This is a genomic window from uncultured Flavobacterium sp., from assembly GCF_963974175.1.
Taxonomy (GTDB): Bacteria; Bacteroidota; Bacteroidia; order Flavobacteriales; family Flavobacteriaceae; genus Flavobacterium.
In genome coordinates this window covers 126,448-140,224 of the sequence record NZ_CAXBBR010000003.1, presented here as the reverse complement: position 1 = coordinate 140,224, position 13,777 = coordinate 126,448, and the positions used below count along the sequence as shown (strand labels likewise).

Sequence of the window (13,777 nt, the reverse complement as noted above, 5' to 3'; positions counted from 1 at the left end):
AAAATTTATATATTCGTGTTTGTCAAATTATTGAATAGATAGAGATGAAAAATTACACCTATAGTTATTATACTTTTCTCTTGATTCTAATTTGTTCTGGAGTTTCTGGAACTATTTTTTCACAAGATAATAGCGGTAAAGTTATCAAAGTAGGAGTGTATGATAATCCTCCAAAAATATTTCTGAATAAAAACGGACAACCCGATGGTTTTTTTATTGATATTATTAAAGAAATTGGGGAAAGGGAAAACTTGAAATTTGAATACGAGTTTAACACTTGGGACAATCTTTATAAAAAGTTGCAAACAGGTAAAATTGACGTATTACCAGATGTAGTGTTTTCAGCAGAGCGAGATTCTATTTTTACCTTAAGTAAATTGCCAGTGCTCACTTCTTGGTTAGAACTGTTTTCAAGGAAAGAATTGAATTTGCATTCAATATTGGATTTACAAAACTTGAGAGTAGGTGTGTTAAATGGATCCATTCAAGAGAAATACATGACAGACTTTGTATCTAAAGAGTTTGATCTTACATATAAACTGTATACTTACGATAGTTATACAAGCTCTGTCACAGCACTTAAAAGTAATGAAATTGATGTAATTATAGCGGATCGGTTTTTCACTTTTTCAGACTTATTCGATAGTAAAATAAAACCAACAGGAATCGTAATTAGACCATCGGGATTGCATTTTGCATTTGCAAAAAATAAAAATGCTGCAATGGTTGAATTATTCGATAGAAATATATCAGAATTAAAAAATGATGCTAGTTCTAAATATTATAAATCATTATTTCGCTGGTTAGACAAGGATGCTAAATTGTTAATCCCTAGTTCTATAAAGTGGTTTGTTCTTGTCGTTTTTATAGTTTTAATTCTTTCATTAGTTTTTGTATTATTACTAAGACAAAGGGTAAAAGTAAGAACTGAAGAGCTCTTTAAAGCAAAAGAAAAAGCCGGAGAAAGCGAAAACCAATTAAAATTAATTGCGGATAATCTAGTAAACGGTATGATTTACCAGATAGTTACACTCGATGATAACAGAAGAAAATTTAATTATGTGAGTGATGGCGTTGTTAAACTTTATGGATGCACGGCAGCTGAAGTAATTGAGGATGCTAGCTTAATATACAGAAGGATTCATCCTGATGACATAGAAATCATGAGAGTCGCAGAATTAAAGGCAATACACAATATGTCTAATTATGTCGTAGAAGTCCGAGTAATAAATCCAGACGGAAGTATTAGATGGGCTTATTCTATAGCAAAGCCTAGAATCATTGGTGGATTGGTTTGCTGGGATGGAATAGAATTTGATATTAGCGAAAGGAAACAATTAGAGATAGACCTTAATATTGCCAAAGAAAAGGCAGAAGAGTCAGATCGTTTAAAATCAGCTTTTCTTGCTAATATGAGTCACGAAATACGGACACCTATGAACGGTATTTATAATTGCACAAACCGCATACGCCCTAGTTGGAGATATGGAAAAAGCAATTGATGCAAATTGCAATGATTATATTTCAAAGCCGCTAAAAGTGGAAGAATTGAAACTTTTAATTTTTAAATACTTCAAGGACTAAGTGTAGTTATTCTATTGTCTGTTTTTTTCTAGAAGAAGTTTATAAGACTATGTTTGTCCTGTTATTCGATTGATGATAAATAGCGATTTAACGTGCGGAATACTAATGTAAACAAGAAGGAAATCGATAATTACTTTCATAAAAAAAAAAGCTACTGACTCATAAAGTCAGTAGCTTTTATCTACGCATGATAGTTTTAGAAAAAAAAGATATTTGCTATCAGTACGAAAGGATTCAGTTTAGCTGAACCAATATGTTTTTTAGTTTTTGTTCAATAAAACATCAGCATGAACTGCGACTTCGCTCCATGTTTTACTTACTCCATCAGCTCCTGTATGCAATGCTTCACAAGCTTTGTTGATAGATGCTACTGCGGCTAGTCCATCCCAGTTCTCTAAATTCATGACTCCGTCAAAAGAAAGGCTAGTATCGCTATCTTTAGTAACTTCTAAAGGAATGTTTGCTGTTTTTCCGTTTAAGAGCACGTCTATAGAGCACGTATTATCTGCAGCAACTTTAAACTCACCAGAAATAAGTTCCGTATTTTTCATTACTCCAAAAAAGAATTTTAAAATCTTAGGATCTCTAGTTCCCGTAGCGTCGTTAGTAAATAAACTACTTACTGGAATACTAAATTTAGTACCGTTCAAAGCTTCTAATGCTGTTTCTCCTTGTCCTGAATTCGTTAATGTTATTTCTTTAAATGCACCACTAACAGCTGCTTTGTCTGTTGTTTTATAAGCCGTAAAACTCACTTTGGTAGAATCATTTACTACACTGTACGTTGCTTCTGTAGTCTGAGTTTCTGTAGTGCTTTCTTGAGTACTTTTTTTAGAGTCTTTACAGCTAACGGCAGTAATCAGAATCATTGCCAGAGCAATCAGTTTTAAGTTTTTCATTGTATTATCCTTTTTTTAAAGTTTGTTGTAAAATTAGGCATAATAAGATAGACGACATCCCTTATAGTGGAAAGAGTACAAGTTATTTAATGTTAAATCTTACAAAATAGAATGTTAAAACCTGTTAAAACCAAGAATTTTGGAGACTATAAAAACGTTATAGTTGGTTTACAATAATAGGGCTTACTTGTTAAATCTATTTTTAGACAAATAAATGTTGTATGAACAATATGAGCACTTACTAGATTAAGTGTAAATCAGAAAATTTATTTCAAGACACGAGACTGAAGGACTATTTTTTAATATGTTCTTTTAAAGTAATATCTTCTGAATAAAAATATTTCTCAATGAGTTTTCCATCTTGGTCAATTAGTACTGTTGATGGGAAACGTGATATGCCATATTTTTCAATATAATTTAGTCCATTGGCGACTAATTCAAAATTCGAATTCTCGAGGTCAAAACCTTTTCTCACATCACTTTCAGGGCATTGAAAGATGACAATAGCTTTAATGACATTTTTATTTTCAAGTGCATTGATTTTTTCGTCAAGTTCCTGAATTTCTTGTTTTTTAAAATGGAAATCGGTAGCAAAAAGTTCAAATCTCAGGATAACAATTTTTCCATTTAGTTTAGAAAGTTCTATTTGCGTTCCGTCAATTGTTGTTAGCTTGAAATTTGGAAAGTTACCTTTAGCAGATGTTGGAGCGTTGAGTGCTGGTTTTTCATAACTATTTAGATTATTAGGATCATACAAGTACTTAATAACATTTCCGGCTTCATCGACCTCCTTCTCCAAAGACAAATTCGGATTTTCTTGAACGAGCATTCCAAACTCTTCCTTTGAGATTTCGATTCCTGTTTTTTTATTATAGAGCTTGGTATTATTAAAATCCTTTTCCACAAAAGTCTTTGACCAGTTTACGCCGATAGCTTCTTCCTGACTCTGAATCGTATTTGCACAAAATAATGTGATAATTAAAATGATTCATTGAATGTTTTTCATAGGTGTTGTTTTGTTGTATAGATAAAGGTTAGTAAAAGAATAGTGGCAATGACCTTTGATTTAGTAATAAATATCGATTATGTTAACCTTGTGTTGCCTTCTTCTTTTGATTGTTCTGTTTTTAAAAATTAGATAAGTTATAAAATTCTTTCACTTTAGTTTTTTGATGCGTTTGGAATCTAAAGAATGATGTTCGTATAATTCTGCTCCCAAAACTTTTATAACACTAAAAGCCCTCTGTTCTTCTCGTTTTGACGAACAAGATAGCATTCCAAATAACAGCCTTACTAGTAATAATATCTTTTTTAAAAGTAGAAGCAATTAGTTCATGCTAGCACTACAAAATCGAATAGAGATGCAAAATTAAAGGGCTATTTATCTTATCCCTATTTTTCTGATGGTTAAATCAAAACTAGTGATTTTACTTACAGAAAACTAATTAATAAGGAATGGAGAATTAGTTCCATAGAAAAAACCGACTGAAAATCACTTCTCAGTCGGTTGTTATATTTGATTTTGAAAGTTTATCCTAAAAACGTTTTCAACTCTTCGTATGTTTTAATTTTAGTGCTTACTTTTTCTTTACCCATCACACTTTCTATTTGTGCAGGAATCGGTAATTTTACGTTTAAAGCTGGTTCCACAACGTCCAGAAATTTAATAGGATGTGCAGTTTCTAGGAAAATACCAATAGCATTTGGATAGTTATGCAATTCTTTTTTCAATCCTAAATAGCCCACGGCACCATGCGGTTCAGCGATATAGCCGTTAGTGTTATAAATAGTTTTCATCGCTTCAGTTGTTTCTTCATCTGTAAAAGTATAAGAAGAGAAGTCTTTCTTGAATTGCGCTAAATCGTTGTGGTACATTTCCTGAATTCGAATGAAATTACTTGGATTCCCCACATCCATAGCATTCGAAATCGTTGCTTTGGATGGTTTTGGATCGTAAAATCCACTTGCTAAAAATCTTGGAACTGTATCATTTACATTCGTGGAAGCCACAAAATGAAGTAGGGGTAGCCCCAGTTTTTTAGCCATGATTCCGGCGCAGATATTCCCAAAATTCCCACTCGGGCAAGAAAATACCAGTTCCTTGTTTTGCTTCTTCAATTCTTTGTACGCAAAGAAAAAGTAAAACATTTGTGGCAACCAACGTGCAATATTAATCGAATTTGCCGAAGTCAGATTGTGATGCTTTAAACTATCATCTAAGAAAGCTTTTTTGACCATGTCCTGACAATCATCAAAAACACCATCTACTTCGAGCGCTTTAATATTTTGACCTAAAGTTGTCAATTGTTTTTCCTGAATGTCGCTCACTTTTCCAGAAGGATAGAGAATGATCACTTCGACGCCGGCAACGCCTAGGAATCCGCTCGCAACTGCACCGCCGGTATCTCCGGAGGTTGCCACAAGCACGGTGTTCTTACTGTCTTTTTTGTCTTTATTGAAGTAGGCCAAACAACGCGACATAAAACGCGCTCCTACGTCCTTAAACGCCATTGTAGGGCCATGGAATAATTCAAGGGAGTAAATCCCTTTTTGCACTTCGACAACGGGAAAGTTAAAGCACAGAGTGTCAGCGATGATTTCTTTCAGTACATCAGCGGGAATTTCATCTCCTACGAATTGATTGATGGCTTGAAAAGCGATTTCTTCGTTGCTCAAATTTTCGATAGTATCGAAAAAGGCCTGAGGCAGTGGCGTTATATTTTCTGGAAAATACAATCCTTTATCAGAGGCTAATCCTTGTATTACTGCTTCCTGAAAAGAGACTTTTGGGGCGTTATGGTTTAAACTGTAGTATTTCATTGTAACTTTTATTTTTGTATCCCCACCCCAGCCCTCCCCGAAAGGAAGGGAGACAATGTGGATGTAGCTTGTGTTTTTTTGTAGATTTTTGAAATCTCTAACTTTATTCTTTTATTCCCCCTTCGGGGGTTAGGGGGCTATTATAATATTCGAACGCCATCAGGATTCACTTTTGAAACGTGAATCTCATATGGCAACTTCATTTCGTCATAGACTGCGCTCATAGCTTTGGCAATTTTATCGGCGGTTTCTCTTCCTTTGCTTAAAGCAAAAATAGAAGGTCCAGAACCCGATATTCCAGAACCTAAAGCACCGTTTTCTAATGCGGTTTGTTTGATTAAGTCAAAACCAGGAATTAGTACAGAACGCAACGGCTCCACGATTTCGTCATGTAGCGAGCGACCTATTAAGTCATAATCCTTTGTATATAAACCTGCAATTAGTCCGCCCACATTTCCCCATTGCATGATCGCGCTTTTTAGGGAAACCGTTTGCTTTAATACGGAACGAGCATCGGATGTTTTTAGTTCAATCTGAGGATGAACCACCGTCGCATATAATTCTGAAGGACTTTCTATTTTTATAATATCTAAAGGGCTGTAGCTTCTCACCAACGTAAATCCACCCAAAAGGGCAGGAGCGACATTATCGGCATGAGCGTTTCCGCAAGCTAACTTTTCACCTTGCATCGCAAACTGCACTAAATCTTTTATGGCAAATGGATTTCCTAACAAAACATTGATTCCATAAACGGCTCCGGCGGCACTGGCGGCACTACTCCCGATTCCGCTTCCGGCTTTGATGTTTTTATAGATTTCGATATCAAAACCAGCATCTGAATTTAACGCTTCTAACATCGCCAAAGCCGCAACTCCAGCTACGTTTTTTTCCGTTTCCAAAGGTAAATCGGCACCCACAATTTTAGTGATGCGAATTCCTTTTTGATCTGATTTTCTAATAATCATTTCGTCCCCTACATTGTCCAAGCAAAGACCGAGCACATCAAATCCACAGGATAGATTAGCAATTGTCGCTGGGCAAAATATTTTTATTTCATTCATATATTTTTTGTTTGAGGTTTAAAGTTTAAAGTTTCAGGTTTGCGAGCAACTTGAAACTTTAAACTAAAAAAACTTTAAACTACTTTTTTTACACATTCCCTATTCTAATCACATCGGCAAAAATTCCTGAAGCAGTAACTGCAGCTCCGGCACCGGCTCCTTTTATCAATAAAGGTTGGTCAACATAACGATCTGTATAGAATAATACAATGTTGTCTTTTCCTTCTAAGTTGTAAAAAGGATGGTCTTTTGGAATGAATTGTAAACCTACGCTTGCCTTACCATTTTCAAATTGAGCGACAAATTTTAAGCGGCTTTCTTTTTCATTGGCTTCCGCCAAAATCCCTTCAAAATGACTAGCATGTTCTACAAGGGATTTAAAGAAATCTTCATTATTTGTAGTTTCCATACAAGCAGCAGGCAGGAAAGATTCATTTTCAATTTCTTCAATTTCCATTTCGTAACCACTCTCGCGAATCAAAATTAGGATCTTTCTGGCGACATCAATTCCGCTCAAATCTATCTTTGGGTCAGGCTCTGTAAATCCTTGAACACCAGCTTCTTTTACCACTTCATTGAAAGCGTTTTTTTTATCAAAATTATTAAAGATAAAGTTTAAACTACCAGATAAAACAGCTTGAATTTTGTTGACCTTGTCTCCTGATGCGACTAGATTTTTAACGGTGTCAATGATAGGTAATCCTGCTCCAACATTTGTTTCAAACAAGAAAGGCGCATTGTACCTTCGTGATAAACTTTTAAGATTTTTATAGTTTTCAAAAGCAGAAGAACAGGCAATTTTATTACAAGTTACAACGGCCACACTTTGTCTTAGGAAGTGTTCGTATGTTTTAGAAACACCTTCGTTTGCCGTGATATCCACAAAAATACTATTACGTAAATTCAGTTCTTTTACTTTATTAATAAACAATTGTTGGTCCGCAGCATCTCCTTTTTCGATAAGAGGCTGCCATGCTTTTAAGTCAATTCCATCTTCGTCAAAAATCATTTTTCGGGAATTAGACAAAGCGATAACGCGAAGATTTATTTTTAAGTTTTCTTTTAGGAACTTCTTTTGTTGGTTAATCTGATCGATGAATTTCTCACCTACATTACCAACACCCATAACAAATAAGTTTAACTGTTTTGTATTGTCTTCAAAGAAACGCTCATGAAGTGTATTCAATGCTTTTTTTACATCTCTTTGATTGATTACCGCTGATATGTTTCTTTCAGAAGCACCTTGTGCAATCGCACGAATATTGACATTATTTTTTCCTAAAGTACTAAACATTTTACCACTTAATCCTTGATGGTTTTTCATATTTTCACCAACTAATGCAATGATGCATAGATTTTTTTCTACAATGCAAGGATCTACTTTGTGCTGTAAAATTTCAATTTCAAAGGCCTTGTTGATTGCAAGTTCAGCAGCTTCAGCATCTTCATTGAGGATTCCGATACAGATGGAGTGTTCGGAAGAAGCTTGAGTAATAAAGATAACATTGATTTCTTCTAGTGACAATACTTCAAAAAGACTTTTTGAAGAACCAGATACTCCAATCATTCCTGGACCTTCAAGCGTAATCAATGTGATATTTTCGATATGGCTGATTCCTTTTACAGGCTGACCATTAGAAATAGATTGGTTTGAGATATAAGTTCCTTCCGCTTTTGGTTCGAAAGTATTCTTGATATGAATAGGAATGTTTTTTCTTAGAACAGGTTGAATAGTGGGTGGAAACAAAACTTTAGCTCCAAAATGAGACAATTCCATTGCTTCCTGATATGATATAGAAGCAATAGGTTGGGCTTGTTTTACGATTCTTGGGTTAGCAGTATACATTCCGTTTACGTCAGTCCAGATTTCTAAATCTGAGGCGTCTAATGCTCCAGCCATTATTGCAGCAGTATAGTCTGACCCACCGCGTCCTAAAGTAGTGTTGATTCCATCAATGGATGACGAGATAAAACCGGGGATTACAACCACCTGACTTTCATTCGAGGCAAAAAAATCAGTAATTAATTCATTTGTTACTTTGAAATTTACGGCAGCTTTTCCGAAATTATTGTTGGTTTTAATTAACTCACGGCTATCTTTATAACTACTGCTTTTAAGACCTTGTTTAAGTGCTTCAGCAATGATGTACGAAGAAAGTAATTCTCCAAAACTTAAAACAGTGTCAGCAGTTCTATTCGATAATTCTCCTAGAAGGAAACAACCGTCTAATAAAGTTTCCAGATGATTGATGATGCGTTTGATATGACTTAGTAAGCTACTTTGCTCGCTTACAGGAATCAATTCTTTTACTGCATCTAAATGTTTTTTCTCAATATCAGCTACAATTTCCTTGTAGCTTTCATCATTAGAAGCGGCTCTTAATGAAGCTAACTGAAGTAGATCAGTTACTTTACTAAGGGCAGATACGACTACGATTAATTGGTCTTGTTTTGCTTGGTTTTGAACTATCTCAAGGACTAGTTTTATATTTTGTGCATTGGCTACCGAAGTTCCGCCAAATTTTAATACTTTCATTGTGTTTGTTTTATTTTAGAAAAATGGCAATGCTATTTACCCACCTAAAATCTTTCCTTCTTAAAAAAAAGAAAAATATAAAATAGGATTATATGTAAAATGTATACCCCTAAGGGGTAGTAGTTGTTGTAGCTGTAAATGTAGAAGTAACAGAAGTTGCAACCCAAATTTGAGTTGTTATCGAAGATTGATATGTTGTTCTGTTATTTGTCATTATTATTTTCCAAAAATACAGCTTTTTATAAAAAGCAACCTCCTTTATATAGTTTTTTGCGAATATTTTAATAAAAAGGAGAGAAATCAGCTTCTGTTGAATATTTCTTATTTTATGAGCGGATTGTGGAGGCTATTGTTATTTAATTTGGACGCGAGATGATATAATTAGGTGTATTTGAGCTCCTTTTTTTAATTTCAATAGCTAATTTCTTGTCTTTTATGGGGTGTGAGTACTACTTTGGATTTTTCAGGAGGTGAGTCGGCTTTTAAAAACAGTGGTAGTAATCTTATTATTAACTACGCCGCAGTAATAGAAACAGTCTCTTTGTAAAGCAGGATTATTCTGTGGTAAATTGCGTCAAGTTTAGTAAAGTGATACTTTTTTATCTAAGTTTTAAATTATTGCTAATATATGTTGCTTTTTAATATTGATTTCTCCAATTTTGGCTTTTAAAATTTAAGATTAAATGGACAATACACATTATATAAGTACCGCACTACTTTCCTTAGAGACCGTAAACGAAATTATTGCAAATCAGATGTTATTAGAACTGTCTGATGAGGCTAAAATCAACATTCAGAAATGCAGGGATTTTTTAGATAAAAAAATGGCCACTCATTCTGAACCTATCTACGGAATAAATACAGGTTTTGGATCGCTTTGTAATGTAAAGATTTCCAATGAAAATTTGTCAAAGCTTCAGGAAAACCTTGTAAAATCACATGCTTGTGGAACTGGAGAAGAAGTTCCAAATGAAATAGTAAAACTAATGTTGTTGCTGAAAATTCAGTCTTTGAGCTACGGACATTCAGGAATACAATTACAAACAGTGGATCGCTTGATTGCTTTTTACAACAATGATATCTTACCTATTATTTATACACAAGGTTCTCTTGGTGCATCTGGTGATTTAGCTCCTTTAGCACATTTGTCTTTACCATTATTGGGCGAAGGAGAAGTGTATTTTGAAGGTAAAAAAGTCCATTCAAGTGTTATAATGGAGCACTTTAATTGGGAACCTATCGTATTGCAGTCCAAAGAAGGATTGGCTTTACTAAATGGAACGCAATTTATGAGTGCTTATGGTGCTCATATTTTAATGAAAGCCAATAAATTTTCCTATTTAGCAGATTTGATTGGTACAATATCTTTAGAAGGATTTGATGGAAGAATCGAGCCATTTAATGAGTTGATCCATTTTATACGTCCGCACAAAGGACAAATTACAACTGCTAGCCGAGTAAAAGAGTTTCTAGAAGGAAGTCAAATTATCGAACAGGAGAAAGTACATGTACAAGATCCATATTCATTCCGTTGCATCCCGCAAGTTCATGGAGCTTCAAAAGATGCTATTGACTACGTTAAGAAAGTCTTTAAAACGGAAATTAATTCGGTTACAGATAATCCAAATATATTTATCGAAAGTGACCAAATCATCTCAGGAGGTAATTTTCACGGACAACCATTGGCATTGGCATTAGACTTTATAGCCATCGCTTTAGCGGAACTAGGTAGTATTTCTGAAAGAAGAACTTATCAATTGATTTCGGGATTGCGTAACCTTCCTGCTTTTTTAGTGGATAATCCAGGTTTGAATTCTGGTTTTATGATTCCGCAATATACAGCTGCGAGTATTGCTAGCCAGAATAAGCAATTAGCGACACCTTCTAGCGTGGATAGTATTGTTTCCAGTAATGGGCAAGAAGATCATGTGAGTATGGGGGCTAATGGTGCTACAAAAGCGTTGCGTGTTATGGATAATCTAGAACGTATCTTGGCAATCGAATTGATGAATGCTTCTCAGGCAATTGAATTTAGAAGACCGCTTCAGTCAAGTGAGTTTATCGAAATGTTTTTGAGCTCGTATAGAGAAGAAGTTCCGTTTGTAAAAGAAGATCGTATTTTACATTATGACATAGAGAAAACCGTTTCTTTTTTGAATAGTTTTCAAATTGAAGATGAATTGTTAGACTAATTAGTCAATCCAATATATAATTATAGTAAATTTGCGCCCTAAAAAATAATAAGATGTCAATAAATAGTATTTTCCAGTTTTTAGTACCAAAGGATAAAAAGTTTTTCCCCTTATTCGAAGAAGCATCAAGCAACTTAATTGAATTAGCTTCAAACTTGCATGAAGCAGTAAATCTTCCTTTAAAAGAAAGAGAAGCACTTTTTCAAAAAATTGATAAATTAGAGCAAAAAGGAGAACATATTACCCGTCAAACAAATCTTGAATTGAGTAGAAATTTTATTACTCCATTTGATAGAGAAGATATACATTCCTTAATAACATCTATTGACAATGTTGCTGATAATCTTCAGGGTGCAGCAAGTAGAATGAGGTTGTATCAAGTTGATAAAATTACAAAGTCAATTAGAAAATTGACTGAAATTAATCTTGAAGCTTGTCAGAGTATTGATGTCGCAGTTAAAGAATTGAAAAACTTTAAGAACATCAAGAATATTACTGAGGCTTGTGCGAGAATTAATAAATTAGAGAATAAGTCAGATACCGTTTATAACAAAGCGATTTTTGAAATATTCGAAAATGAAACGGATGCAATCACTATAATAAAATACAAAGAAGTTTTATCTGTATTAGAAACTGCAACGGACAAGTGTAAAAGTGTAGCCGGAGTTTTAGAATCAATTGCTGTAAAGCATTCTTAATTTAATCGGTTACTTTTTGAAATTACATTTATGGAATTTACTTTACTTATAGTTATAATTGTATTGGCTTTAATCTTTGACTACATCAATGGTTTTCATGATGCTGCCAATGCTATTGCTACCGTTGTTGCGACAAAAGTTTTGTCTCCTTTTCAGGCGGTTCTTTGGGCTGCTTTCTTTAATTTCCTGGCCTATTGGGTTTTTGGATTTGGAGTGGCTGATACTGTTGCTAAAACAGCGCATACGATGGAGATTAATCTGGTGGTTATACTCGCCGGTGTTATTGCTGCGATTTGTTGGAATTTGTTAACCTGGTGGTTGGGAATACCTTCAAGTTCATCGCATACCTTAATTGGAGGTTTCGCGGGAGCTGCAGTTGCTCATGCGATTGCTGTTCATGGTTTTTCAGGTTATTTACTGGAGGATGGGACTACTGCTTACTGGTACGACATCGTTAGTTGGTATAAAGCAGGGAAAGACGGCGGAGTGCCTTCAGGCGTTTCTATTATTATTCTTTTTATAGTATTAGCACCTTTAGTGGGGGCTCTGATGTCATATTTAATTTCAATTTGGCTTTTAAATGCGTCTAAAAAAACGATTACCCCAAAACTGGTTACCCTTGCTATAATGGGAATTACGATCTGGTTTGTGGAGAGTCAAATGAAATATTATGATGCAATAGAAAAACCAAGATTTGATTCTCATTTTTGGAGTGTGGCTTTTGAGTCGCATAATCTTAAATGGTTTTTGGTAGCGTTTATCATTTTAGCCATTAGCTCATTTTGTTTGATTTTTAGTAGTTTAAACTTGAATCAAGCTACTGCATGGTTGAAAAAAATGCAGCTATTGTCTTCTGCTGCGTTTAGTTTAGGTCATGGTGGAAACGATTCGCAAAAAGTAATGGGTATTATTGCAGCGGCAGTTGCGGTGTATATTCATACTACAGGATCAGCTCAAGATAGTATGCCTGATTGGTTAAATGTTGTTTTGCCAAAAGATGATGTAGCAGGTGTGATGCCAGCCTGGATTCCATTGGCTTGTTATACAGCAATTGCATTAGGGACATTAAGTGGTGGTTGGAAAATTGTAAAAACAATGGGTTCTAAAATTACAAAAGTAACTTCGTTTGAAGGTGTTGCTGCTGAAACAGCTGGAGCTTTAACCTTATATTTCACTGAACATTTAAAAATACCGGTGAGTACCACACATACTATAACTGGTTCTATCATTGGAGTTGGTCTGACTAAACGTGTATCTGCAGTGCGATGGGGAGTTACAGTGAGCCTTTTATGGGCTTGGGTGTTAACGATTCCTATTTCGGCTTTATTGGCAGGATTAGTTTACTATTTCCTTAGCTTGTTTTTATAAGAGTATTATAGTTTTCGAAATAAATAAAAAACCATCCTAATTATAAAGTTAGGATGGTTTTTGTAGTTTAATGAATGTCTATTCCTGAAATGGCTGTTTTGAATTTATACTATTGCTTTTTTTATTTTTTTCAATCTTTTATAATGTGTTTGTTTTAGATTACCATTTCCTGAAATCATACTTATATTTCCATCTACTTCAAGCATTGATAGTTTTACGTCAGAGAAATGATCAATTCCATGCTCTCTCATAGCTTCTCTTAATTCATCAGAAGTGATATTCAATTTGCTTAAAATTTTAAAATCAATTTTGCGATCATGGATCAGTATTTCTGGTTTTTCTTGAATTAAATCCTTTAAAAATTTAAATTTGAACATTGCTTTTTTCAAAATATAATTAATCAAAAAAAGCACTGTCGCTGCTACTAAACCTCCGGTTAAACTATTGTTGCTACCAACCATTGCATTTTGAACCGAATTACTTATTAATAAAATTAAAATGATATCACTAGTATTGAGTTGAGATAATTCTTTTTTACCAAAAACTCGCAAAGCGATAATCATAAAAAAATAAACGGCTGTGGTTCTAAAAATGATATCGAGGTAGAGATTCATTATCG

The 13,777-nt window shown here is 34.3% G+C and carries 10 protein-coding genes; 4 read left to right on the top strand and 6 right to left on the bottom strand.

Annotated elements, in window-relative coordinates; translation table 11 throughout:
• Nucleotides 1-44 precede the first annotated feature (44 nt).
• Nucleotides 45-1,502, top strand: coding sequence for a transporter substrate-binding domain-containing protein (locus AAC069_RS05895; protein ID WP_339919550.1), 1,458 nt, complete (start codon nucleotides 45-47; stop codon nucleotides 1,500-1,502).
• A 342-nt stretch (nucleotides 1,503-1,844) separates the two neighbouring features.
• Here AAC069_RS05895 and AAC069_RS05890 read toward each other — a convergent pair whose 3' ends face one another.
• The 5 genes from AAC069_RS05890 to thrA form a co-directional block, all read right to left on the bottom strand.
• On the bottom strand, nucleotides 1,845-2,483 hold the full coding sequence (locus AAC069_RS05890) for a hypothetical protein (RefSeq protein WP_339919549.1): 639 nt from the start codon (nucleotides 2,481-2,483) through the stop codon (nucleotides 1,845-1,847).
• A gap of 292 nt (nucleotides 2,484-2,775) precedes the next feature.
• Nucleotides 2,776-3,387: a redoxin domain-containing protein gene (locus AAC069_RS05885; RefSeq protein ID WP_339919548.1), complete on the bottom strand. Its 612-nt coding sequence runs from the start codon at nucleotides 3,385-3,387 to the stop codon at nucleotides 2,776-2,778.
• A 626-nt stretch (nucleotides 3,388-4,013) separates the two neighbouring features.
• Nucleotides 4,014-5,303, bottom strand: a complete 1,290-nt coding sequence (gene thrC, locus AAC069_RS05880) for a threonine synthase (RefSeq protein ID WP_339919547.1) — start codon at nucleotides 5,301-5,303, stop codon at nucleotides 4,014-4,016.
• Nucleotides 5,304-5,443: 140 nt separating this feature from the next.
• On the bottom strand, nucleotides 5,444-6,364 hold the full coding sequence (locus AAC069_RS05875) for a homoserine kinase (RefSeq protein ID WP_339919546.1): 921 nt from the start codon (nucleotides 6,362-6,364) through the stop codon (nucleotides 5,444-5,446).
• An 88-nt stretch (nucleotides 6,365-6,452) separates the two neighbouring features.
• Nucleotides 6,453-8,900 carry a bifunctional aspartate kinase/homoserine dehydrogenase I gene (gene thrA, locus AAC069_RS05870; RefSeq protein WP_339919545.1) on the bottom strand — a complete coding sequence of 816 codons (2,448 nt, stop codon included), beginning with the start codon at nucleotides 8,898-8,900 and terminating at the stop codon, nucleotides 6,453-6,455.
• Between the two features lie 683 nt (nucleotides 8,901-9,583).
• Between thrA and hutH the strand changes: the two genes are divergently transcribed.
• From hutH to AAC069_RS05855, 3 genes are read left to right on the top strand one after another with little or no spacing between them, the layout of a single operon-like run.
• Nucleotides 9,584-11,092 (top strand): histidine ammonia-lyase, encoded by a 1,509-nt coding sequence (gene hutH / locus AAC069_RS05865; RefSeq protein WP_339919544.1) that lies wholly within the window; start codon nucleotides 9,584-9,586, stop codon nucleotides 11,090-11,092.
• Nucleotides 11,093-11,145: 53 nt separating this feature from the next.
• Nucleotides 11,146-11,790 carry a DUF47 family protein gene (locus AAC069_RS05860; RefSeq protein WP_091086532.1) on the top strand — a complete coding sequence of 215 codons (645 nt, stop codon included), beginning with the start codon at nucleotides 11,146-11,148 and terminating at the stop codon, nucleotides 11,788-11,790.
• 30 nt (nucleotides 11,791-11,820) lie between these two features.
• Nucleotides 11,821-13,158 (top strand): inorganic phosphate transporter, encoded by a 1,338-nt coding sequence (locus tag AAC069_RS05855; RefSeq protein WP_339919543.1) that lies wholly within the window; start codon nucleotides 11,821-11,823, stop codon nucleotides 13,156-13,158.
• 104 nt (nucleotides 13,159-13,262) lie between these two features.
• On the opposite strand, the gene AAC069_RS05850 is transcribed toward AAC069_RS05855, so the two are convergent.
• Entirely contained in the window at nucleotides 13,263-13,772 is a 510-nt protein-coding gene (locus AAC069_RS05850; RefSeq protein ID WP_339919542.1) for a YetF domain-containing protein, read from the bottom strand.
• Between the last annotated feature and the right edge of the window lie 5 nt (nucleotides 13,773-13,777).